Source organism: Neglectibacter sp. X4 (assembly GCF_009917365.1).
GTDB lineage: Bacteria > Bacillota > Clostridia > Oscillospirales > Acutalibacteraceae > Acutalibacter.
Genome location: NZ_QWLE01000010.1, coordinates 1 through 21335 on the forward strand (window position 1 = coordinate 1; position 21335 = coordinate 21335).

Annotated in this window: 26 protein-coding genes; 19 read left to right on the forward strand and 7 right to left on the reverse strand. The window is 46.2% G+C overall.

The genetic code is table 11. The features are described from left to right. The first annotated feature begins 120 nt into the window (after positions 1 to 120). Complete coding sequence (locus D1841_RS06130; protein ID WP_160641660.1) at positions 121 to 1068, forward strand: site-specific integrase; 948 nt, start codon at positions 121 to 123, stop codon at positions 1066 to 1068. Between the two features lie 30 nt (positions 1069 to 1098). Here the strand turns inward: D1841_RS06130 and D1841_RS06135 are convergent, their stop codons facing one another. From D1841_RS06135 to D1841_RS06155, 5 genes are read right to left on the reverse strand one after another with little or no spacing between them, the layout of a single operon-like run. Continuing rightward, the gene (locus tag D1841_RS06135) at positions 1099 to 1539 is read right to left on the reverse strand and encodes a hypothetical protein (protein ID WP_237076156.1); all 441 of its coding nucleotides are present in this window, start codon (positions 1537 to 1539) and stop codon (positions 1099 to 1101) included. 4 nt (positions 1540 to 1543) lie between these two features. After that, on the reverse strand, positions 1544 to 3070 hold the full coding sequence (locus tag D1841_RS06140) for a DNA methylase (protein ID WP_160641661.1): 1527 nt from the start codon (positions 3068 to 3070) through the stop codon (positions 1544 to 1546). Between the two features lie 30 nt (positions 3071 to 3100). Continuing rightward, on the reverse strand, positions 3101 to 3259 hold the full coding sequence (locus D1841_RS06145) for a hypothetical protein (RefSeq protein ID WP_161879927.1): 159 nt from the start codon (positions 3257 to 3259) through the stop codon (positions 3101 to 3103). 12 nt (positions 3260 to 3271) lie between these two features. After that, positions 3272 to 3796 (reverse strand): ImmA/IrrE family metallo-endopeptidase, encoded by a 525-nt coding sequence (locus D1841_RS06150; RefSeq protein ID WP_160641662.1) that lies wholly within the window; start codon positions 3794 to 3796, stop codon positions 3272 to 3274. Between the two features lie 59 nt (positions 3797 to 3855). Continuing rightward, positions 3856 to 4263 carry a helix-turn-helix domain-containing protein gene (locus D1841_RS06155; RefSeq protein ID WP_160641663.1) on the reverse strand — a complete coding sequence of 136 codons (408 nt, stop codon included), beginning with the start codon at positions 4261 to 4263 and terminating at the stop codon, positions 3856 to 3858. 209 nt (positions 4264 to 4472) lie between these two features. On the opposite strand from D1841_RS06155, the gene D1841_RS06160 reads away from it, so the two are divergent. The 12 genes from D1841_RS06160 to lepB all read left to right on the forward strand — a co-directional run bounded on the left by D1841_RS06160 (position 4473) and on the right by lepB (position 13328). Then, positions 4473 to 4697 (forward strand): hypothetical protein, encoded by a 225-nt coding sequence (locus D1841_RS06160; RefSeq protein WP_237076165.1) that lies wholly within the window; start codon positions 4473 to 4475, stop codon positions 4695 to 4697. A gap of 11 nt (positions 4698 to 4708) precedes the next feature. Then, positions 4709 to 5428 carry an ImmA/IrrE family metallo-endopeptidase gene (locus D1841_RS06165; RefSeq protein ID WP_160641664.1) on the forward strand — a complete coding sequence of 240 codons (720 nt, stop codon included), beginning with the start codon at positions 4709 to 4711 and terminating at the stop codon, positions 5426 to 5428. A gap of 1 nt (position 5429) precedes the next feature. Continuing rightward, on the forward strand, positions 5430 to 5666 hold the full coding sequence (locus D1841_RS06170; protein ID WP_160641665.1) for a hypothetical protein: 237 nt from the start codon (positions 5430 to 5432) through the stop codon (positions 5664 to 5666). A 196-nt stretch (positions 5667 to 5862) separates the two neighbouring features. Beyond that, a complete protein-coding gene (locus tag D1841_RS06175; protein WP_160641666.1) occupies positions 5863 to 6429 on the forward strand; it encodes a hypothetical protein in 567 nt (188 codons plus the stop codon). A 67-nt stretch (positions 6430 to 6496) separates the two neighbouring features. Further along, positions 6497 to 6889 (forward strand): type II toxin-antitoxin system PemK/MazF family toxin, encoded by a 393-nt coding sequence (locus D1841_RS06180; protein ID WP_201751189.1) that lies wholly within the window; start codon positions 6497 to 6499, stop codon positions 6887 to 6889. Beyond that, a complete protein-coding gene (locus D1841_RS06185; RefSeq protein ID WP_160641667.1) occupies positions 6879 to 7091 on the forward strand; it encodes an excisionase in 213 nt (70 codons plus the stop codon). The genes D1841_RS06180 and D1841_RS06185 overlap by 11 nt, the downstream gene beginning before the upstream one ends. A 95-nt stretch (positions 7092 to 7186) precedes the next feature. Beyond that, positions 7187 to 7399 (forward strand): excisionase, encoded by a 213-nt coding sequence (locus D1841_RS06190; RefSeq protein WP_160641668.1) that lies wholly within the window; start codon positions 7187 to 7189, stop codon positions 7397 to 7399. 13 nt (positions 7400 to 7412) lie between these two features. Next, positions 7413 to 8675: a site-specific integrase gene (locus tag D1841_RS06195; protein WP_160641669.1), complete on the forward strand. Its 1263-nt coding sequence runs from the start codon at positions 7413 to 7415 to the stop codon at positions 8673 to 8675. A gap of 102 nt (positions 8676 to 8777) precedes the next feature. Further along, positions 8778 to 10178, forward strand: coding sequence for a zinc-ribbon domain-containing protein (locus D1841_RS06200; protein ID WP_160641670.1), 1401 nt, complete (start codon positions 8778 to 8780; stop codon positions 10176 to 10178). A gap of 503 nt (positions 10179 to 10681) precedes the next feature. Then, positions 10682 to 10954 carry a DUF6462 family protein gene (locus tag D1841_RS06205; protein WP_160641671.1) on the forward strand — a complete coding sequence of 91 codons (273 nt, stop codon included), beginning with the start codon at positions 10682 to 10684 and terminating at the stop codon, positions 10952 to 10954. Next, positions 10951 to 12867: a sigma-70 family RNA polymerase sigma factor gene (locus D1841_RS19760; RefSeq protein WP_160641672.1), complete on the forward strand. Its 1917-nt coding sequence runs from the start codon at positions 10951 to 10953 to the stop codon at positions 12865 to 12867. Before D1841_RS06205 ends, D1841_RS19760 begins: the two co-directional genes overlap by 4 nt. A 68-nt stretch (positions 12868 to 12935) precedes the next feature. After that, a complete protein-coding gene (lepB, locus tag D1841_RS06215) occupies positions 12936 to 13328 on the forward strand; it encodes a signal peptidase I (RefSeq protein WP_160641673.1) in 393 nt (130 codons plus the stop codon). Between the two features lie 147 nt (positions 13329 to 13475). Here the strand turns inward: lepB and D1841_RS06220 are convergent, their stop codons facing one another. Beyond that, a complete protein-coding gene (locus D1841_RS06220) occupies positions 13476 to 14540 on the reverse strand; it encodes a helix-turn-helix domain-containing protein (RefSeq protein WP_160641674.1) in 1065 nt (354 codons plus the stop codon). A 394-nt stretch (positions 14541 to 14934) separates the two neighbouring features. Between D1841_RS06220 and D1841_RS06225 the strand changes: the two genes are divergently transcribed. The 3 genes from D1841_RS06225 to D1841_RS06235 are packed head-to-tail and all read left to right on the forward strand — an operon-like array spanning position 14935 to position 16792. Then, positions 14935 to 15309, forward strand: a complete 375-nt coding sequence (locus D1841_RS06225) for a GntR family transcriptional regulator (RefSeq protein ID WP_160641675.1) — start codon at positions 14935 to 14937, stop codon at positions 15307 to 15309. A gap of 2 nt (positions 15310 to 15311) precedes the next feature. After that, positions 15312 to 16163 carry an ABC transporter ATP-binding protein gene (locus D1841_RS06230; RefSeq protein WP_160641676.1) on the forward strand — a complete coding sequence of 284 codons (852 nt, stop codon included), beginning with the start codon at positions 15312 to 15314 and terminating at the stop codon, positions 16161 to 16163. Further along, the gene (locus D1841_RS06235; protein WP_160641677.1) at positions 16163 to 16792 is read left to right on the forward strand and encodes an ABC-2 transporter permease; all 630 of its coding nucleotides are present in this window, start codon (positions 16163 to 16165) and stop codon (positions 16790 to 16792) included. The genes D1841_RS06230 and D1841_RS06235 overlap by 1 nt, the downstream gene beginning before the upstream one ends. Positions 16793 to 17008: 216 nt before the next feature. Here the strand turns inward: D1841_RS06235 and D1841_RS06240 are convergent, their stop codons facing one another. Further along, on the reverse strand, positions 17009 to 17833 hold the full coding sequence (locus D1841_RS06240) for a MerR family transcriptional regulator (protein WP_160641678.1): 825 nt from the start codon (positions 17831 to 17833) through the stop codon (positions 17009 to 17011). A 150-nt stretch (positions 17834 to 17983) separates the two neighbouring features. Here D1841_RS06240 and D1841_RS06245 point away from each other — a divergent pair, with 150 nt between their 5' ends. The 3 genes from D1841_RS06245 (at position 17984) to D1841_RS06255 (ending at position 21272) form a co-directional block, all read left to right on the forward strand. After that, positions 17984 to 19315 (forward strand): MATE family efflux transporter, encoded by a 1332-nt coding sequence (locus D1841_RS06245; protein WP_160641679.1) that lies wholly within the window; start codon positions 17984 to 17986, stop codon positions 19313 to 19315. A gap of 239 nt (positions 19316 to 19554) precedes the next feature. Further along, positions 19555 to 20244 (forward strand): response regulator transcription factor, encoded by a 690-nt coding sequence (locus tag D1841_RS06250; RefSeq protein ID WP_160641680.1) that lies wholly within the window; start codon positions 19555 to 19557, stop codon positions 20242 to 20244. Continuing rightward, entirely contained in the window at positions 20241 to 21272 is a 1032-nt protein-coding gene (locus D1841_RS06255) for a sensor histidine kinase KdpD (protein ID WP_160641681.1), read from the forward strand. The genes D1841_RS06250 and D1841_RS06255 overlap by 4 nt, the downstream gene beginning before the upstream one ends. Positions 21273 to 21335 lie beyond the last annotated feature (63 nt).

Genomic DNA, 21335 nt, shown 5'->3' on the forward strand with positions numbered 1-21335 from the left:
ATACGGAGGAAATACCTTACCGCTATCGTCCCTAAATCTCAGCTTTGGTACATGAACCCCTTGACTATTACTTGAGGGTTAGTCCAACACCTCCATAATTGGTTTCGGGAGGTGGTCTATATGACTGAAAATACCCATTACAAGACGCTGCTGAACACATGGCTTAATTCAAAGCAAGCCATGATTACAGTGTCAACGCACGCTAACTTTGTCCTCATTGCGGAAAATCATCTTATTCCGCAATTTGGACGAAGGAAGATCGGGACAATAACAGAGTCCGACATTCAGGGGTACATCATGTACCTCAGCAAAGAGGGGAGGTTGGATAAGAAGGGCGGTCTGACGGTCAAGACGATTCGGGATATTATTCTTGTGCTGAGGCTCTCTTTAACCTACGGTTATAAGGAAAAGGCTATTCCCATGCTGAATTGGGATTTGATAGAGTATCCGAAGGAACTTGGCATTCATCGGGTTGTATCCCTGTCGAAAGAGGAAGAGCAGCAGCTCATCCAATGTATATACCTGCATCTAAACCGGAAAACGGCTGGGATACTTATCGCTCTTATGACAGGACTGAGGATTGGTGAGCTGTGCGGTCTGCAAATGGGAGACATCTCTCTGGCAGACAACACGATTACCGTAAGTCGAACTGTTCAGAGGATATATGATAAGCGAAAAGGCTCATCGTATATCAACATCGGCGCACCGAAAACAAAAAGTTCTGCTCGCACCATTCCTATCCCGTCGCTGCTGGGAAACATCATCAAGAAGTTCCTGACAGACAAACCGAACCATTATTTCCTCACAGGGAAGTCCTCGCCAACCGAGCCAAGAACCTACCGCCAGTTCTTTGCACGCTTCCTGAAAAGAAATGACTTACCCAAGGTGAAGTTCCATGAAATACGCCACACTTTTGCTGTTCGAGCCATTGAGATACCGGAGTTTGATATTAAGTCGCTCTCCGAAATCTTGGGACACAAAAATGTTTCGTTTACTTTGAATGTTTATGGAAGTGCCAACTTAAGGCAAAAAGCGCTATGTATGAATCTGCTGAATGATCTTCTCTAAGCAAAGACCGCCGTTTCATAAACGGCGGTCTTACACTATTTCTTCCACAAAACAAGGTGCTTCTATGGAGCATATATCTTCAAATAAGATAGCCTTGCCATTACTAAGGAGAAGGGATTTACTGTACTCGTCGATCTTTTTGACTGCTCCGGTGAAAACGATGTAGGAACCGCCAGCTTTGCGCTCATCTGCCTGAAAGTAGGTAATGCTCACTTCCGGTTCCTCGGAAAGATGATCTCTCAAGTATTGGATTCGGCTATTGAGCTGTTCCAGCTCGTATTCACCGAGTTCATGCTTTTCGTCCGTCACCCTTGCAGACTCAGCCACCAGATCATCATAGCCGGTTAGCGCAGCGAAGGGAGAGAACTGCGCTGCACGATTGAGCCGAGACATTTGAGGGCGCTTACAGGAAACATGGTGAGGGCGCTCAAAGATGTCACTATATTCTTCTTTTCCACTTGACATTTCCATCACCTCACGCCTTATGACCGCCGATCTGCTTGTTGCGCTCCATGGCGGTGGACTCCTTTTTCATATTCAAACCTTTGACAATGGCGTTTTTACCGTATCTGTCCCGTATGTTGATAAGGGCTTTTTGGATTTTTAGTTCTCTTTCCAAATCTTCTTCCTCAGCCTGCCGTTGCTTATCTACGGCTTCATAGTCAGTAAAGAGGTCAAGCTGTTCTATTTCTGGGGTGGCGGGTTCTGCTTCACTCTCCAAGACCAAGTGGGTAACGGCAACCGTAAATCGCCGGACTAAGAGATTCTTGTCTACAATGCTATCATAAATAGCTGCTGCTGCCTCCACAATCCTGCTGGTAGAAGAAGAGAACCTGCCCAAGTTTCTTGATCCATGTACTGCCTTGGGGACTTGTCGCCCATAGTGATCTGATACGATGGCACCCTTATACTTGGCAGCTCGCTTGGAATCGGTGAGGTTCTCTATATCATAACCTACATCGAGTACCACCTGATTGGTGAATAAGCCAGCCCGAACAAGGTCAATCGAGAGCTGGTCTGCCATTTCCATAACCACCGTTTTGCCCTGATCGGCAGAGTAGGGACAGGATAGAACTTGCCCCTGATTGAGACTTTTTGACTCTGGCTTGTACGCCTTGCAATCGGAAATTACGGTAGGTTCCCAGCCCCAAGCGTGATCTATGAGCAGCTCGGCATTGACCCCGAATAGCTTGTAAAGCAGATCTTCGTTGTAGTAATCGGTGTCTTTGCCTTCTGAGCAGCGGGCTATATCGCCCATCGTATATAATCCGTTTTGCTCCAGCTTTCGAGCAATACCGTTGCCAACACGCCAGAAGTCAGTTAAAGGCTTGTGCGTCCACAGCTTGTCCCGATAGCTCATCTCATCCAGCTCGGCAATACGCACACCGTCTTTGTCAGCGGGGATATGCTTTGCAACAATGTCCATTGCAATCTTTGCAAGGTACATATTCGAGCCAATACCTGCTGTTGCGGTGATACGGGTTTCCTTCAAAACTTCCTGTATCAGCATCATTGCAAAGTCACGGGCGGTCTTATTGTAGGTGGAAAGGTAAGGGGTGGCGTCAATGAAAACCTCGTCGATTGAGTAGACCAAAATATCATCAAATGAGACATAGCGCATATAGATTTCAACTATACTCTTGCTGTAATCCATGTAATAAGCCATTCTCGGAGGGGCAATCACAAGGTCAAGTTCCAACGAAGGATCACTTGCCAGCTCGGAGCCAAAGATGGATTTACCCCTGAACTGATGTTCGGGGGCTTTTCTTTTTCTCTCCCTATTGACATCCTTTATACGCTGCTTTGCCTCGAACAACCTTGCTCGACCGGATATGCCATGCGCTTTCAGAGCGGGGGAGACTGCAAGGCAGATGGTTTTATCTGTCCTGCTCTCGTCAGCAACTACAAGATTTGCGTCCAGCGGATCAAGCCCACGCTCGGCACACTCGACGGAAGCATAGAAGCTCTTGAGATCTATGGCAATATAGGTTTTCTCTTTCATGTTTTCCTCCAAAGGCAAGGGAGACAGGCTTTATTTATCGTCCCAGCTTTCGGCAACATAACGCTGAAACTCCTCAATTTCTGCTTCGGTAGCGGGTCGAACATCAGGCTTACCGCAATCAGGGCAACTATCGACTTTGCCCTCACGCTTGAATGTAAAATGGCAGTTCGTACAATGATAAACCGGCATACTCATTCACTCCTAACGGTTATATTTCAAAAAGTCGTTCCTGTGTTCCTGTGGACGGAGCCGATATCCTTGCGATATGAGCGTGTCTGCCTTGAGAGCGACAAGGTTTACATCGGAGTGCATGGTTCTGGCGATCTGCTGCACATCGTAGCCCTGCTCCGCAAGCTCCAAGAAGTCATCATCAGGAAGGGCTATCTGCGTGGCAAAGATATTTGCCTCGTACTCCATTCGGCTGTCCCGAATATCAAAGATATTGAACTCTTTGAAGCCGCCAACTTTGGTGGCTTCGTCTCTATGTAAGCTGTCATGTCCAAGCTCATGGAGCAGTACAATGTTCTCCATCACAGGGTGCAGATCTTCCTTAACGAACATGAAGCGATTTCGCATTATGACCTTATATGCGCCCCGCTGGGATTTGAAAGGACAGTACATGATTTCTATTCCGAGTTCATCGGCTATTCTGTGGGGATCACGAGTCCCACACAGCCGGACAATGTGATTTGCTTTTTGAACGATCTCAGATGTAGAGGCGTACAATGACCCTCACCCCTTCCTCGTGGATTATTCTATCAAGAGTGGAGTCCGTTAAAGGGGACTCAGCCCTGCGACTTGTAGCGGTTGGGCGTGAACTTCTTGTTTTTCTCTTTTGCAATCCAGTAAGCCTCTGTGATTGCCTTCATCATCACATCCATGTCCTCTTCCGCCAGCTCACCGCCAGCAAAGAGACCGGTGACTTCGCTCATAAGCTCATCAGCCTGCTTAGCGCCTCTTGCGCCGTATTTCTCGGCGGCTTGGGCAATAAGCGTACCACTCTCACCGAGCAGCTCCGAGACAGGCAGTTCAAGAGCAGATGCCAGTTTCTCAGCGGCATCATAACGAGGGCGGGCAATTCCACTTTCGTATTTCTGGATCATACGACGGGAGATGCCGGAGCGTTGTGCAAGCTGTTCTTGTGTCATTTCTTTATTCTCTCTAACTTTCTTTAGACGCTCGCTGAATGTCATATCCATTCTCCTCCGACTATAGTGTAAATTGAAAGGCGAACTTAATTTCTCAAAAACCTATTGACACGAACTTAAGTTCACGCTATAATAGGCTCACCAAGGCGAACTTGAGTTCACAATCATATCTTACTATGCGAATTTGTATTCGTCAAGGGATTTTCAAAAAATTTTTGAAATCTGGTGAGAAAATGACACGAAGGAAGGTCTATGTGACTGTAAATGCCGAACACAAGCCAGACGGTTCATGTTTACCGAAAACCATACGAATGGCGGACGAGGAAGAGTTTGAGATCGACAAGGTGCTGCAAGTTCGTAAAGCGGCTTCAGATGTTGGCGGTCGTGGCATTCGCTACACCATAAGAATTGGTCGTAGTGAGACCCATCTTTTTGATGAGCAGAACGGGCGCTGGTTTGTTGAGGCGAAGTTTGGCTAAAGGAGGATAAGTTGAAAAGATTATCCCGAAATGACCTTGAAGCTATTGCAGATCGGGTTATCAGAGCGTACATGAAACTGCCGGAGGTAGCAGATCGTCCGATTTATCGGATATACCCCGAAATACTTGCCGAGAAACTGCTGGGTCTGAAAATAGACTATCAGCACCTTTCCGTTGATGGCTCTATCCTTGGGCTGACTTCCTTTGAAGGGATTGGGCTTGAGTTGCCGGGCTGTGATGATAGCGGGGAAGTTTACTTCCTCGATGGAAAGACTGTTTTGATAGAAAGCGACCTGCGGGAAAGCGTAGAGCAGGGAGGACGGAGAAACTTCACGATCATGCACGAGTTGGGTCATCAGATCCTGAAATTACTTTTCCCGAAGGACTACGGCGTGAAGCCGCATGAAAAGCCGGTTCATTTTTGCAGAGCGAACACAGCTCGAAGAAAACCTATTGAGGATTGGGAGGAATGGCAGAGCAACGCTCTTGCCTCCGTTCTGCTCCTTCCGAAAGGACTTGTTGAACAAGCTATGTGCCTGTTTGATGTTCAGGGGGGAATACGGACGCTCAATAAGGTTTTCGCAAGGGAAGAATATGACCGGTTTGTTGGAATGACAGAGTTATTGGGGTGTTCTAAAACTGCATTGGCAATCCGCATGAAGCAGCTCGGTTATATCGAAAAGGAATACCTCGATAACCCGTACAGGCTGTTAGATGTGGAGGAATATTAGAATGCCAAAGGTGAATATTCAACAGGTGAACCCAGAGCGATATGCTCAGGTAAAGGCTGCACAAGACTCTCTGAGGAGACAATGCAGCGGAATGATGAAGATGGTTAGGCTCTGCCCATATTGCGACCACAGGGTTGAAAATGTCGTAAGAGGCGAGCATGGCTATACATTTGCGAAATGCTCAAACTGCGGTGAGGAGGTGGTGTTCCCGCCAGTATCCTTTAGAAAGACCAGCTAAGACCAACAGTTCAGCAAGACCGACAACAAAATAATCTAAAGCAAGATTTGTGCTACGGAGCCGCTTGATGCGTTGACTTCCAAATGCCACTTGACTATGACTTACACCCAAGGGTGTAGTCTGTCAGCGTGGCATCAGTCAACGGGTCAAGTGGCTTTTTGTGTTTTCGTTTCATCGGCTTCGGGAAAGGAACCCGATGAAACGGACAACAATTCTCGTTTACAAGGATTCTACCGACCCGAAAAAAGGACTGAAAGAGGCAACACAAGAGGAATGGAGCGCTATCCTGAAATCAAATAAGGGACTGCCCATGTGTGAGCGCAGATGCTTCATAGAGGACAGCTTTGAGGACTGCGGAGTGATAGACCGTATGTTTATTGAAGTTTCCTATGACGCATACACAGAGTGGCATAGAGAAGATGTCCTGAAAGGAAAAAATATGAACGCAAAGAAGGAATACCGTCTTTTATCTATGGATTGTCAGATAAAAGGAAGTGATGGAGAGTCCTTAATGGATACGCTTTCAAATGATATTGACATAGAGTCGATAGTCCTGACTGGAATGATGTATAAGGAGCTGAGGAAGGCGCTTGATGAATGGAGACCTTGGGCTAACGAGCTTTTGGACTATTATCTATCAGGTGATAAAAAGAGATGTGCCAAGATTCTTGGAGAAAGAGAGGGAATATCTGCCGTTACAATGCACAACAGGAAAAAGGCTCTGGAACAATTCATCAAAAATTTTTTTGGTATAGGGGGTTAAAAAATGGCTCTTTTCGTTGCTGTTGTGGGGTGAGGGCAACCTTCAATCCAAATAGCGGAGGAAAGCAATGAAAAGGGCAAAAGGATACATTGAGATTAGCCGGGGGAGCATTTTCTACGCTGATCTGTCTGGCGGAATCGGCTCAGAACAAGATGGGATTCGTCCTGTCCTGATTATCCAGAACGATACCGGAAACAAATATAGCCCCACAGTGATTGCAGCAGCAATCACCAGCAAGGAAAAGCGTTCAGATCTGCCAACTCATGTGAATCTCAGCGTTAAGTTTGGACTGAGAGAGTCTTCTATTGTAATGCTTGAGCAGATCAGGACTCTCGATAAGAGCCGGCTGGGTAGATATGTGGGGAGCATTGATGACAAGACAATGCAAAGCGTAGAAAAGGCTTTGGCTATTAGCTTAGGGCAAGCTGACCTGACGGGGAGGGCTTGCTATGGCAAATGACGAAAAGGAACTTGATATTCCTATCTGGCTTAAAGCAAACCTGACGGTCGAGGAAGCAGCGGCTTATACCGGTATTGGAATGAACAAGCTAAGGGAACTTTCGGATAGCGACGCCTGCGATTTCGTACTTTGGATAGGGAGGAAACGACTCTTGAAAAGAAAAAAACTTGAGGAGTTCCTCGAAAACGCATTTTCTATATGAATGTGTCAAAGGTGCGATTTTCGCAATCGCACCTTTGAGCTATCATCTGAAAAAAAGTATCCTATGGACACAACAAATCCAAAGGAGTGACGCAGATGAATAAAGAAAGGCAACAGCAACTTGTGCCAATCTGGAAAAAGAGCAACCTGACGCTTGAAGAAGCGGCTGCTTACACAGGAATAGGTATGAACAAACTGAGAGAACTGTCAGATGCCGATTCTTGCGACTTCGTAATCTGGATTGGCAGTAAGCGTTTGCTGAAGCGCAGGAAGCTGGACGAGTATTTGGAAAAGGTATTTTCAATATAAGGGGGATTGAAAAATGGCGAACATGAAGAAAGGTGTCAGGCTCGATGCGAAGAGGGTCAGGTTAAAGAAGGGCGAGGGTCAACGGAGTAACGGAAGCTATGAGTTCCGCTGGACAACCAGAGACGGTAAACGCCATTCCATTTATGCTCCAACATTGGAGCAGCTTCGGGAAAAGGAAACGCAAATCATCATAGATGAGCATGACGGTATCCGAAATGACATCACCAGTAAGACGGTGAATGATGTCTATGAACTGTGGGCGGAGCTAAAGCGAGGTATCAAGGACAGCACCTTCAAGAACTACATCTATATGTATGAGACCTTTGTTAAGCCGACCTTTGGGAAGAAGAGGATTACGGCAGTAAAGCGTTCTGATGTTAAGCGTTTCTACAATCGACTGAAAGAGGACAGAGGCATGAAGATTTCCACCATTGATAATGTCCACAATGTTCTTTATCAGGTGTTTCAGTTTGCCGCTGATGATGATATGATCCGAGCCAACCCGACAAGCAAGATGATGAAGGAGCTTAGAATCTCCTATGGCAACGACAGCGAAAAACGGAAAGCGCTTACGGTTGAACAGCAAAAGCTCTTTTTGAGCTTCCTTGAAAGGCGTCCACAGTATCAGCATTGGTATCCGGTATTCTATATCATGCTCAATACCGGAATGCGAGTGGGCGAAGTAACGGGACTGCGATGGAATGACATTGATCTTGAGAACGAGGAAATCAATGTCAACCACACTTTGGTGTACTATAACCATCGAGATGAAAAAGGGTGCTATTTCAGCATCAACACTCCAAAGACAAAAGCTGGACGGCGTGTAATCCCTATGACAAAAGGCGTGAAAGAGGCGTTCTTGATGGAGAAAGCCTATCAGGAGGAAGCTGATATAAAGTGCGTTGGGAATGTCGATGGATACCATGACTTCATCTTCGTCAACAAAGACGGAAATGTGCAGCACTATGGCACCTTGAATAAGGCAATCAGGAGAATCATTCGTGATTGCAACGATGAAGTCCTTGAAACACACGACATCGACTCTGATCCGGTGCTGCTGCCAGACTTTAGCTGTCACACGCTAAGACACACTTATGCCACGAGATTATGCGAATCTGGCATTAACATCAAGGTGATTCAAGATGTGCTTGGACACGCCGACATCGACACGACAATGAATATCTATGTTGATGTGACAAAGGATTTGAAGAAGCGAGAGATTGCGGCTTTTGCCTCGTATCTTGAGGGAGAGAATCAAACATCAGCGTCAGCATAGGAGAAAGGCTCTGCGATAGCGCATCGCAGAGCCTTTTCGCAGGTTTCTCAAAACTCTTTGCTTATACTATTATATAAATGTATCCAGAGAGGAGGAAACGCCATGAAGAACAGTTTGAAAGAGGTACACCCTGAGCTTGTATCAGAGTGGTCAGAGAAGAATTATCCGCTGACTCCCGAAACAGTTTCATACGGCTCCAATAAGGTCGTTTGGTGGAAAGGTAAGTGTGGGCATGAGTGGGAAACAAGCGTAAAAGCACGATCCAGCGGTGAAAGATGCCCTATCTGTGATGGAAGAAGAATCGTGGAGGGTATCAATGACCTTGCCACTACACACCCCATGATTGCCGATGAATGGTCGCCTCAGAACTTGCCGCTCAAGCCCACGATGGTGGGTGCTGGTTCGCATAAGATAGTGTGGTGGAGGGACAAGCTGGGGCATGAGTGGAGAACCGAAGTTAGAGCAAGGGTACGAGGAACCGGTTGCCCCTACTGCTCTCACAACAAGCTACTGGAGGGATTCAATGACCTTGCCTCACGCTTTCCAGAAGTAGCCGCTGAGTGGTCTGAGAGAAACCTTCCACTACTGCCAACGATGGTAACGGCATTTGCAAACAGAAAGGTGTGGTGGAGGTGCAGCAGGGGGCATGAATGGAACACGCTGATTTCCACCAGATCTGGAGGAAGTAAGTGTCCGTATTGCAGCGGGATAAAGCTGCTCAGAGGGTTCAATGACTTTGCTACTCGACAACCGGAGCTTGCGAAAGAATGGTCTGATAGGAACCTTCCGTTGACACCGGACATGGTGAATGAGAAGTCAAGAAAAAAAGTCTGGTGGGAATGCCCTGTCTGTGGATTCGAGTGGCAGTCTCTTGTCAAGAGCCGTATCAAAGGAACGGTCTGTCCTGTCTGCGCTGATCGTGCGGTTAAAGAGGGGTATAATGACCTTGCAACTACTGACCCAGATATAGCAGCAGAGTGGAACACCGAGAGAAACAAAGGACTTTTGCCATGCCATATCTCAAGAAACTCGCTACGCTATGTCTGGTGGAAAGATGCCTACGGGCATGAATGGCGTGACAGGGTGTTCAACAGGAGTGTGGAGAGAGCAGGGTGCAGAATATGTGAGGAAGAGTTTAGAATTGCATTTCCACGACTGCTGCTCTCTCTGTATGCAAGAAGGCTGGGAGTTCAGGCGATAAACGACGGGGAGGAACTGACCGGCTTACCATTGGAGAATTACATACCGGACTTGAGGATCGCCATCGAGACCGCAGAGAGAGAAAAGGAAGAGGTAAAAGTGAAAGGGTATATCTGTGAGAAGCGAGGGATTCGCTATGTATGGGTTCCGCTGAGAAGAAAGGATAGTCTGTCAGAGTATGCCCAGAGAATGAAATTGGCACTTCAAAAGGTTCATGTCTATTTTCCCTCAGACGAGGAGCAAGATGTAGAATTACTGCGGCGTCTGTTTGATGATTGGAGGCGAAGGACTGAAATTACTTGAAAAGCAGAAATGTGTATGCTATAATTACCCAAGCTCCTGATTGCCTCTGTCTGAGTGTTCAAGAACGCAAAAACCTTTTGGACATTTCCTAATATACGCCATACGCCACAGCTTACGACAAAGCCCCTTGTGGCGGTAAGAACGGTTAAGAGCAGGTAAGAGGCAAACATACGAAGGGGGATGGCAGTATGAGCAAGCGTGAGCAGAAGTTAGATAGCGTAAGATGTGCTGCCGAAATCCCCACAATGAAAACCTTAGACAAATAAACCCAGTATTTATGCGGGTTTGCGGCACTTCAAATCCGAGTTGACAACAAATTGACAACAATTTTTCGTATAAATACGAAGAATTACGACGCAGGATGAATAGTTGAAAAGCAAATACGCAGTGCAGCACTTGCTGTTGAGAGAACACTTTTTGAAAGAAATTTCAGAAGGTGTTCTTTTTTCGTTAGGCGCGATTTCTGTTATGTTGTCAAATCAATAAAGAAAGGTTTGAAGCTTATGATCAGCGAAAAAACAAAATCGTATTATGATCTGAAAAAAAGAAATGAAGTGCAGGAAAGCGCCAAGAGACTGCGCAGGCAATTCCTTCGTTATAAGGATGCGGAAATTGTTTACAGCCTCCAGCATAAGAAGCTGCTCGAACTGGCAAGTGAAGCAGGAGCTATTTATCGAATGGATGGGACGGTTCTGATAAACAGGGATATTTTTGACGAATATCTGGAGCGATTCCATGAGCCGAGTACATTAGCGCCGCAGGAGGAAGAAAAATGAGCGGGAATACGGATGCGGAGAGCGTTCCGGAAACAGAGCCGGATGCGGACACTCATGTACCTGTTCCGGTTCCGCCGGAAGATATCGAAGCTTCTGGGAAGGAAGGGGTTATTGAGCAGCCGGAGGAAGGCGCCAAATTCCAGATTTATCTTGCCAGTGCAGGCAGCTATGATGCGGCAAGAGAAGACGAACGCGATATTCTGACTACGGATGCAGACGGATTTGCTGTTTCCAAGGATCTCCCTTATGGCCGTTATGTCGTACATCAGACTGAGGGCATGGAAGGCCAGGCATTTATCCCGGACTTTATCGTTTACATCCGTACAGATGACCAGACCTATTCCTATATTTTGGACAATACAACCCAGTCCAGCTTTATCCGTGTAGAAAAGCACGATGCTGAAACAGGGAAAATCATTCCTGCAGCCGGTGTTGGATTCCAGGTACGCGATCTGTCTACAGGCGACCTGATTGCAGAAACTATTTATTATCCGACACCTGTTACCATTGACACTTTCTTTACCAATGAGGAAGGCTGGCTGATGCTTCCTTATGAGCTTTCCTACGGCCAGTATGAGCTGATTGAGGTGGAGACCTGTTATGGCTATGTGCTGGACAGTAATCCGGTTCCATTCACGGTAGACGGGACACAGGACGTGGTTGTGGTGGAAAAACACAATATGCCGCAGAAGGGCAAGATTGTTGTTGCCAAGACTGGTGAAGTATTTGCTTCCGTCACGACATCAGATGGTGCAGATAAGGATGGAGCGGATCTTCTTTACCAGCCGGTTTATGAAATCCGCGGCATGGAAGGCGCAACCTATGAAATTCGCGCAGCAGAAGATATTTATACACCAGACGGTACCTTGCGTGCTGCAAAAGGCGATGTAGTAGATACCGTTACTACCGGTTCCGGTGGAGCTGTTTCCAGCAAGGAACTGTATCTGGGTAAGTATGAGGTTGTTGAGACAAAGGCGCCCTACGGCATGGTGCTGAATCCAAACCCGCAGCAGGTAGAACTGGTTTATGCGGGTCAGGAGGTAGACCTGACAGAAACAGCCGCCGGCGTATATAACGAACGCCAGAAGGTGGAACTGAGTCTGGAGAAAACGCTGGAACTGAGCGAAGAATTCGGTATCGGCACAAACAATGAGCTTGCCAATATCACCTTTGGATTGTATGCGGCCGAAGACCTTACTGCAGCTGACGGTTCTGTTATTCCGACAGATGGATTGCTGGAGATCGTAAGCTTGGATGCAGACGGCAAAGGCATTGCCCAGACTGACCTGCCATTGGGCAGCTATTACCTGAAGGAACACAGCACGGATGCCCATTATATTTTAAGCGGTACCAAGTATTCTGTGACATTCGCTTATGGGGATCAGGAAAGAAAGGCTGAGGAAAATGTGGGCCTGGTCCATCAGGTAATCAAGGATAAGGTTCACGGATACGGACAATGGGGTTTTTATACTTATGACGATTTATTTCAGATTGGCTGTATCGGTCTGTGCAAAGCTTCAGCAACGGATAAAGGCGGAACCTTTTCTACTTATGCGTACCGCCTGATATGGCATGAGCTATGCGATGCATTGGTTCAGTCAACCAAACGGTATGCAGATGAGGTGGTGGCTGATGTAACACCCTACATAAGCGCCGAGTCTGAGAACGGGGAATTCCTGAGCGGGCTTCGCATGGACCTTTCCCAAGCGCTTGGCGCTGCAAGGAAAGATGCTCCCCCATCTACTGCCAAAGGTATTGACGCCATGATTTTAATGTCCCAGGGATATACCAGCGGCGAGATCGGAGAGCGCATGGGCGCTTCTGCTAAACTGGTATGCGCATGGGTTTCAAAGGCAAGGAAGTTCCTAAAGGCGCATCCGGAAATGGAAACGATTGCCGGATACGGTTCTTAAATGGATGAAGGGATGCTGGGATCAAGATGGTTCCCAGCATCCCGATTTTTTTGTTTTGGAGGACAAATATGAGGAATTTATTGAAAAAATCGGGAAAGTGGATATTCCCTGCTATTGCGATGCTTCTTACTTTTATTCTCTTGAAGTGCGTGTTTTTAATCGGCTATGTGCCGACTGAGTCTATGGAACCAACGTTGGAAAGGGGCAGTTATATCATCGGATGCCGGATATATTCCAATCTGGAGACAGGAGATATTATCATATTCCGGCATGATGGGAAACTGCTTGTGAAACGAATCGCAGCGATGGAAGGTGATATGGTAGAGAGAAACGGAGTCAGTATGACAGTGCCGGAAGGCTGTTACTATGTCCTTGGTGATAATGCGGATAGTTCTTATGATTCTCGGTATTGGATAAATCCATTCGTTAATGGTGCGGATGTAGTGGCAAAATTACTCTAAGAACTGATTTTTTTCAATATAGATGCCTTCGGTTTTGTAGGGATAGTATTTTTGCTTGGTCGTATTCACATACTCTATAACTGTTATATATGAAGCAAGGGTGAAAAGTTTATTGTTTCGACTTTTCACCCTTCATTATCATACAATCTATTTCCTGTCTTTGAATCGCTCATACTCTGTGATTAGTTCTTGAAACTCTGAGGAGTTTTGCAATAGAGGTTCTTTTTCCATTGCAGAAAGGATTACAGGAATCATTTGCTCTGGTTGAGTCGCTTGCGCAGGTATGCGATTAAATAATAGGGTTTTATCCATATTCCATGGATTGCGCATTGCTGCAAGCATTTCTCTCAAAATGGAAATACATTTATCGGCATCCTTTTCCGCAAAGGCGATTTCTAATGGTGCAGTGAATGCGCTATACTTCCACATTTCAAAAAGTGTAACCATCTGGGCCGATTTATCTGCTATCTTTTTTGCAGTGAGAAGATCGCCGCACTCTAACTCAATACTCATCATTTTGTAGAGTAGCAGTTGAACCTTGTTGAGAGTCAAATGCAATTCTCTCTGTAAATCCTCCGCTGCTTTCTCTGATTTGCCTTGATGTTTATCAATTTCAACTTGCAACCAAAACTTATCAGCCATGCTGCCGATAATGTCGTTTCTGTCAGGCATTAAGTCTAATGTCCCCTGGGCTTTTTCATATTGTCCATTGCGAAGATATCTGCTTGCCAACATAAAATTTGCACTGTTGCTTATTTTTATGTCTGTGCTTCTAACAAGTCGATGATACCATTCAAGGATCTGCTCCTCATAGGGGCGCATTTCATCTGCAGTCAAGTCTGACATGGAAAGAAGTCCATCCAGTTGGAGTGTAAGGACATGCATGAGCCTTTCATTGTGAGGATATTCGTGGATCTTTTGTCCTGCTGCTGTAAACCCTTCTTCGAGTCCTTTATCTCCAACAATCTTTCCGATCTCCTTGCAGAACAAATCAATTTCTTGCTGTGTTATATCTTCGTGAAAACAAAAAAGTGTGTTTAAGTCAATTTTTAACAATCGGGCTAACGGAGCCAAAAGAGAAATATCTGGACTGGTTGTCCCTTTTTCCCATTTACTGACTGCCGGAATAGACACATTGAGATATTCTGCAACTTGTTCCTGCGTGAGTCCTAATTCTTTTCTTTTTTCTTGTATAACTAAGTTCATAGGCATAATAGAAGCCTCCTTATTGAGAATGACACAAAAGCTTTTGCTGACTTTATTATACTTGTGTATTTCCTAAATAACAATTGAGCAGTTGTTAACTGAGAAATAAATTTTTTAACTATAAGTTAATATTTGAGGAAAGGCGTTTGAGCCATGGCTCCTAATTCAGTGTTACAGTTGGCCTTATGCGTAACTCAGTTCAGCATTATGTTCTTAGAGAAAAATAATGCGGACAACTCCTATGATTCGCGGTATTTGGTAAATCCATTTGTTGATAGTACGGATGTGATGGCTAAATTAATTTTTTAAATATTAGACGATTACCTTGATAACCGCCTTGCAATGTCTTATACTGTATTTGTTTGTACAATACAGTATAAGACGGAGAGGCGGTGACGGTTTGGAGATTGTTGTAAGTAATAAGGCAAGTCGTCCTCTGTATGAGCAGATTGTGTCGCAGATAAAAACGCAGATTATGAGTGGCGAACTGAAAGCGGGTGAAGCGCTTCCCTCTATCCGCTCCCTGGCAAAATCGCTGCAGATCAGTGTTCTGACCGTGCAGAAGGCATATGACATTCTGCAGGAAGATGGCTTTATTGAGACGACGGCCGGGAAAGGCTGCTATGTATCTGTCCAAAATCAGGACTTCTATTTGGAAGAACAGCAAAAAAAGATAGAGGGCTGTTTGGGTGACGCAATAGAAATAGCCCGTATGAGCGGAATACCGCTTGATAAATTAGTCAGCTTATTAACATTATTGTATGAGGAGGATTAGCGATGGCAAATGCGTTCATGGTATCAGGACTTACCAAAACTTATAAGGATTTTGTTTTGGATCATGTTTCGTTCACCGTTCCCAGTGGCTCCATTGTCGGACTGATTGGAGAAAACGGTGCAGGAAAAAGCACGACAATCAATGCGGCTTTAGGACTGATTCAAAAGGAGGACGGCGTTGTTTCCATTTTAGACAAGGAGGAACTGGATGGGGATATCAAAGAACAGATCGGTGTCGTGTTCGATGGCAGCAATTATCCGGAAATCCTTTCTCCACGGAAATTGAACCGGGTTATGAAAAACATTTACAGGACGTGGGACGAACGGGTATATTTTGACCTGCTGAAACAGTTTTCCCTGCCGTGCGACAAGCAGATCAAACAGTTTTCAAAAGGAATGAAGATGAAGCTGGCTATTTCTGCTGCATTTTCCCATCATTCCAGGCTGTTAATCCTGGACGAAGCCACCAGCGGCTTAGATCCGGGTGTCAGGGATGATATTCTGGATATGTTGCTGGATTTCGTGCAGGACGAGGAGCATTCCATACTGGTATCCTCCCACATTACCAGTGACCTGGAGAAGATTGCCGATTATATCGTATTTATCCATGAAGGGAAAGTAGTTTTTGAGAAAACCAAAGATGAGCTGACCGAGCGGTATGGCATCATCAAGTGCGGTGCGGCGCAGTTTGACGCGCTGGATAAATCCGATATCATTTCGTACCGCAAAATGGACTATGAATGGCAGATACTGGTTTCAGACCGGGAGAGAATGCAGAAAAAGTATCCGAAGGCTCTGGTCGTCCCGGCAACAATTGATGAAATTATGCTGCTTTATGTAAAGGGGGAAAAGTGATGAAAGGTGTTTTGGTGAAAGATCTCTATATTGCCAGGAGCAATATCCTCGTAACTATCGTCAGCCTGGTTGTCTTGGGCTTTGGGTTATCCTTTTTGCTGGAAACCAGCGCACTTCTGGTTTTAGCCCCGGTTGCCGCCACAACAGCCGCCTTTATCAGTATTACCAGTGACGCAGCTTCCAAATGGAATAAAAATGTTATTACCATGCCGGTATCAAGGAACCAGATCATCGGCGAGAAATTTTTGTTTTATATCCTGCTTGCCGCACTGGGATTGCTTACTGCACTGATTCCCTGTGTTGTCCTTGCGTGTTTCGGTATGGATATAACGCTGCATTCTTTATGTCTGTACGGCTCTATCGGGATAAGCGCTACCCTGTTGGCAGGCGGTATCAGTCTGCCGTGCGCATACTTATTTGACCCGGAAAAATCGCAGATTGTCTTTATGATGTCATTTATGGCATCAACAGGGATTATTACGGGGCTTGTACTTCTTATAAATTTAGTTTTATCCGTAAAGGAAAATATCCTTCTGGCGTTTGGCATTGTGCTTATCATTTCTGTTATCTGGTTTTTTATCTCATACCAGATTGCGGTAAAGGTATACCGGAAGCGGGATATTAGTTGATGGGTATACAAAAAGAGTGTGTTAAGGAACAGCCTGTTGCTGACAGTTTTATATATAACGGCAAAATATCATGGCGTTAGTATATCCCCGGAAGACAGCCGTATCAGGGAAAGGGCGCAAAATGGCTTATAAGATATTGATTACTGATGATAATACCCAACTTCTCAAAATGCTGAAAAATATTTTGAAATAAAGATTGCACATATTCTTAGATGCTCAAACAGTACCGAGAATTGGGATTTCAATCTGCACGATATAGTCTTCGATCCGGTCTATGACGGTTTCATTGATCCCTTTTTCATAGGAGTAGCCCGACAACGCCAGCCCCCTGCCATGGGCAAATGCAAGGATTTCCTGATACTGCAGTGGGAGCTGGCTAAAATCCCCTTTGTGGAAAGCACGCAGGTATTTTCCTTTTGGCTGTATATGCAGGCCGCTTCTCTGCTCCAGCCGGGGAATTTCAATGAAAAGATTGGTGTAGTCATCGAAATTTCCCTTAAGTAGGCTGGCGACAGGGATCATGGAGCCGTAGGAGGCGTCATGAAGCCGGCCCAGTCCATATCTGGCTGTTTCAGCGGTGATCAATTCTACTTCTCTTTCAAATGTAACATCTTTGTCGATATCTACTGTTACCAGGCACCGTTCTTCTTTTTCCACAATACAGATTTCAGATAAATCCATAGTCAGAAGGGTATCCATGTCCTGCCGGTGGCTGGATAAGGTTTTTTTGACCGCCTGCAGATGCAGAAGCTGTAAGTCCAGTTCTGCGATTTTTTCATCCAAAAGGCATTTCATGTTTTGGGCAGAACGGTTTTTCATGAAGTCCTGAATCTCCGGGATGGATACGTCCAGCTCCCGGAGCAGGAGGATGGTTTCCAGTATGGAGCTTTGGTGATAATTATAGCAGCGGTATCCATTTTCCGGATGGATGGCAGCAGGTTTGAAGAGACCGATCTCATCATACCACATCAGAGTTTTTTTGTTTATGCCGTGAAGCGCTGCGAATTGCCCGATGGTAAGTAATTTGTTTTTTTTATCCATATTTTTTCTCCCGAAAATAATTTGCGATTCCCTATTGACTGTACTGTTACTGTACGGTTTATTATACTGTATAAATCAATTGGATGCAAGACAGAAAGCGGGATTCTGTTCTTTCTTGCCGTCTGCAGCGCTTTTAACAGGAGGAAAGCTATGGAAAAACAAAACGTATATGAAAAGCCTGTAACATTAGGAAATATCCTGAAGTTTGCCGTACCCACCATTGCCATGACGGTGTTCATGTCTTTTTATACTATGGTTGACGGTCTGTTCGTGTCGAACCTGATTGGCACCAATGCCCTTTCAGCCATCAATCTGACTGCGCCGGTCATACAGCTTGTCACAGCCATTTCTACCATGCTTGCCACGGGAGGAAGCGCTGTTATTATGAAAAAGATGGGGGAAGGAAAGCGTGGGGAGGCGAAGGAGGACTTTACCTTTCTGATTCTGGTGAATGTGCTGGTTGGGGCGTTCATGTGCGTGGCCGGGTATATGGCAATAGGCCGGATATTCGCGGGGATGAATCTCTCGGCGGATGTGGAAAGGTATTGTGTGGAATATTTAAGCCGTTATCTGCTGTTTACGATCCCCATTCTGTTAATGAATAACTTTATCCTGTATATGATAGCCAGTGAGAAAGCAGCCTTATCCCTGGTCTGTTCTGTGGCGGGCGGTGTTTTAAATATGGCACTTGATTATGTATTGATTGCTGTATTTGATATGGGAATCAGCGGTGCGGCGATTGCAACAGGACTTGGATATTCTGTGACAGCGGTTGTGGGCCTGTTTGTTTTCAGCCGAAAAAAGAGTCTGCTGCATTTCAGAAAACCAGTATTCCGCTTTAAAGTCCTTGCAAATGCTGCCACAAATGGGTGTTCCGAGATGGCGACGGCGCTTGTCACCGGGATCATTACTATGATGTTTAACTGGACGATGCTTCATTATGTCGGGGAGGACGGTGTGGCGGCAGTTACCATCATCATGTATGTGCTGATGTTTGCAAGCTCTCTGTATACAGGATATTCCTATGGGGTTGCGCCCATGCTGAGTTTTTATCATGGGGAACAGAACCATGGAAAACTGAAAAAGCTGGTTGGGATCAGCATGAAAGTGATTGCAGGAATCTCTGTGCTTACGGTTGCAGCTTCCTTTCTGTTGACAAGGCCGCTGGTATCTGTCTTCGCCCGGCCGGATAATCCGGTGTATGATCTGGCAGTAACAGGAAACAGGATATGCACGGCAGCATTGTTTTTTATTGGATTTAATATTTTTGCCAGCGGGATGTTTACTGCATTGTCTAATGGGATTGTTTCGGCCGTCCTTGCATTTTCCAGGTCCTTTGTGTTTATGCTGGTTACCATGATGATACTTCCCCTGGTTTTTGGTGTGAACGGTATCTGGCTGGCAACGCCTGTGGCGGAACTGATGGCGCTTGCCCTGTCTGCCTTTATGTTTTTGAAATATAGAAAGAAATATGGATATTAGGGAAAAATAATTCTCTGTAACATTTCGCGGACATTTGCCTGTTATACTATACAAAAAATTCAGCTGTGCCCGTTCGCAAAGACGTCTCCGGCGCTTTCCCGTTGCTGAAGATAACTTTGCCCAGATACGGGCGCTCCCTCAGAACATAGCCTGACAGACCAATTTGAGTGGGCTTGATTTGTCGGTCCGACTGTGTTTTGGCTGAACTTATCATATAAAGATGGAAAAGGAGTATGTGCATGAAAAAGATTTTACTGGTAGAGGACGATGCCCTTTTAAATAAAACGCTGACCTACAACCTGATTTCTGAGGGTTACGATACCGTATCAGCCCTGAATGCAGGCACAGCTGCAGAGTTGCTGACGCAGACGGAATATGACCTGGTACTTTTGGATATCAACCTGCCGGACGGCAGCGGCTATGACCTGTGCAGGCTCATAAAACCGGAGAATCCTGACACGCTGGTGATTTTCCTGACGGCCAATGACCAGGAGAGCGACCAGATCCGGGGGTATGAAGTCGGGGCGGTAGATTATATCACCAAGCCCTTTTCCATTGGTGCGCTGCTGCGGAAAATACGGGCCATGTTCGCCATGCTGGAACACCGGGGGCTGGCAAAAGATTTCTATGATGACGGCAGGCTGTTTTTGGACTTTTCAGAACAGTCCGCCTCGCTGAATGGTAAATCCCTTACCCTTTCCCCTATGGAGTATAAGATGCTGTACCTGTTCTGTAAAAATCCGAAACAGGTCCTGACCAGGCAGCGCCTTTTGGAACGGCTGTGGGATGCGGATGAAAACTATGTGGACGAACACACCCTGACTACCTCCATCAGCCGGATCCGGGGCAAGATTGAGGCAGAAGGTGACACTTACATCAAAACGATTTACGGGATTGGATACCAATGGATGGGAGGCGAGAGAAAATGAGTCTGGGGCGTATCTCTGTAAAAAAGATATTCCTGCTGACATGTGGCGGTATGGCGGCTTCCATGCTGGCCATTTGTGCCGTTCTTTTATGGATGACAGGCGAGATCTGGGTGCTTACCACCGGCGGGCTGCTGATGCTCTGTGCTCTTGCCTGGATGTTCCTTCTGACAGTTGTTTTCAGTAAACGGCTTTCCATATTTACCAGGGAGTTGTGCCAGGCAATGGATCAGATGATAAGCGGAAGCGGAGAGCCTGCGCGTGCCGTGGACAGTGAAACGCTTTTTGCCCGTATCAGCTACCGTCTGTCACGGCTGTACGGCATCATGCAGGAGAACCGGCGGAAGGTGGATGAGGAACGGCAGGAGCTGCAGATGCTGGTATCGGACGTTTCCCATCAGGTGAAGACGCCGGTAAGCAACCTGAAAATGGTGACAGACACGCTGCTTTCAAAGTCTGTCACAGAAGAAGAGCGGCGGGAGTTCCTGCAGGGCATCCGGAACCAGACGGACAAGCTGGAATTTCTTTTCCAGGCTCTTGTGAAGACCTCCCGGTTGGAAACCGGGGCAATCCGGCTGGAAAAGAAAGATGCTCCTCTGATTGATACGCTGGCGATGGCCTTAAGCGGTATTGTATATGCGGCGGAGAAAAAGAATATTTCCGTTACAGTGGACTGCCCGGAGAATCTTTGCCTTTCCCACGACAGCAAATGGACGGCGGAAGCCGTGTTCAATCTGCTGGACAATGCGGTGAAATATACTCCGGCTGGAGGCGCTATCCGGGTCTTTGTAGAACAATGGGAAATGTATGTAAAACTGAGTGTGTCTGATACTGGCAAGGGTATTTCCGAGAGCAATCAGGCCGCTATTTTCCGGCGCTTCTATCGTGAGGAAGAAGTACACGAACAGCAGGGCGTGGGTATTGGCCTGTATCTGACCCGCGAGATCGTAACGCGGCAGGGCGGCTATATCAAAGTGGTTTCGGAGCCGGGCAAGGGTTCGGAATTTTCCATTATGCTCCCTACAAGATAACACATGTCGGACGGCCATTTCTGGCTGTCTGACATAATTTTTTCGCAGTAGTGTGCCGACAAA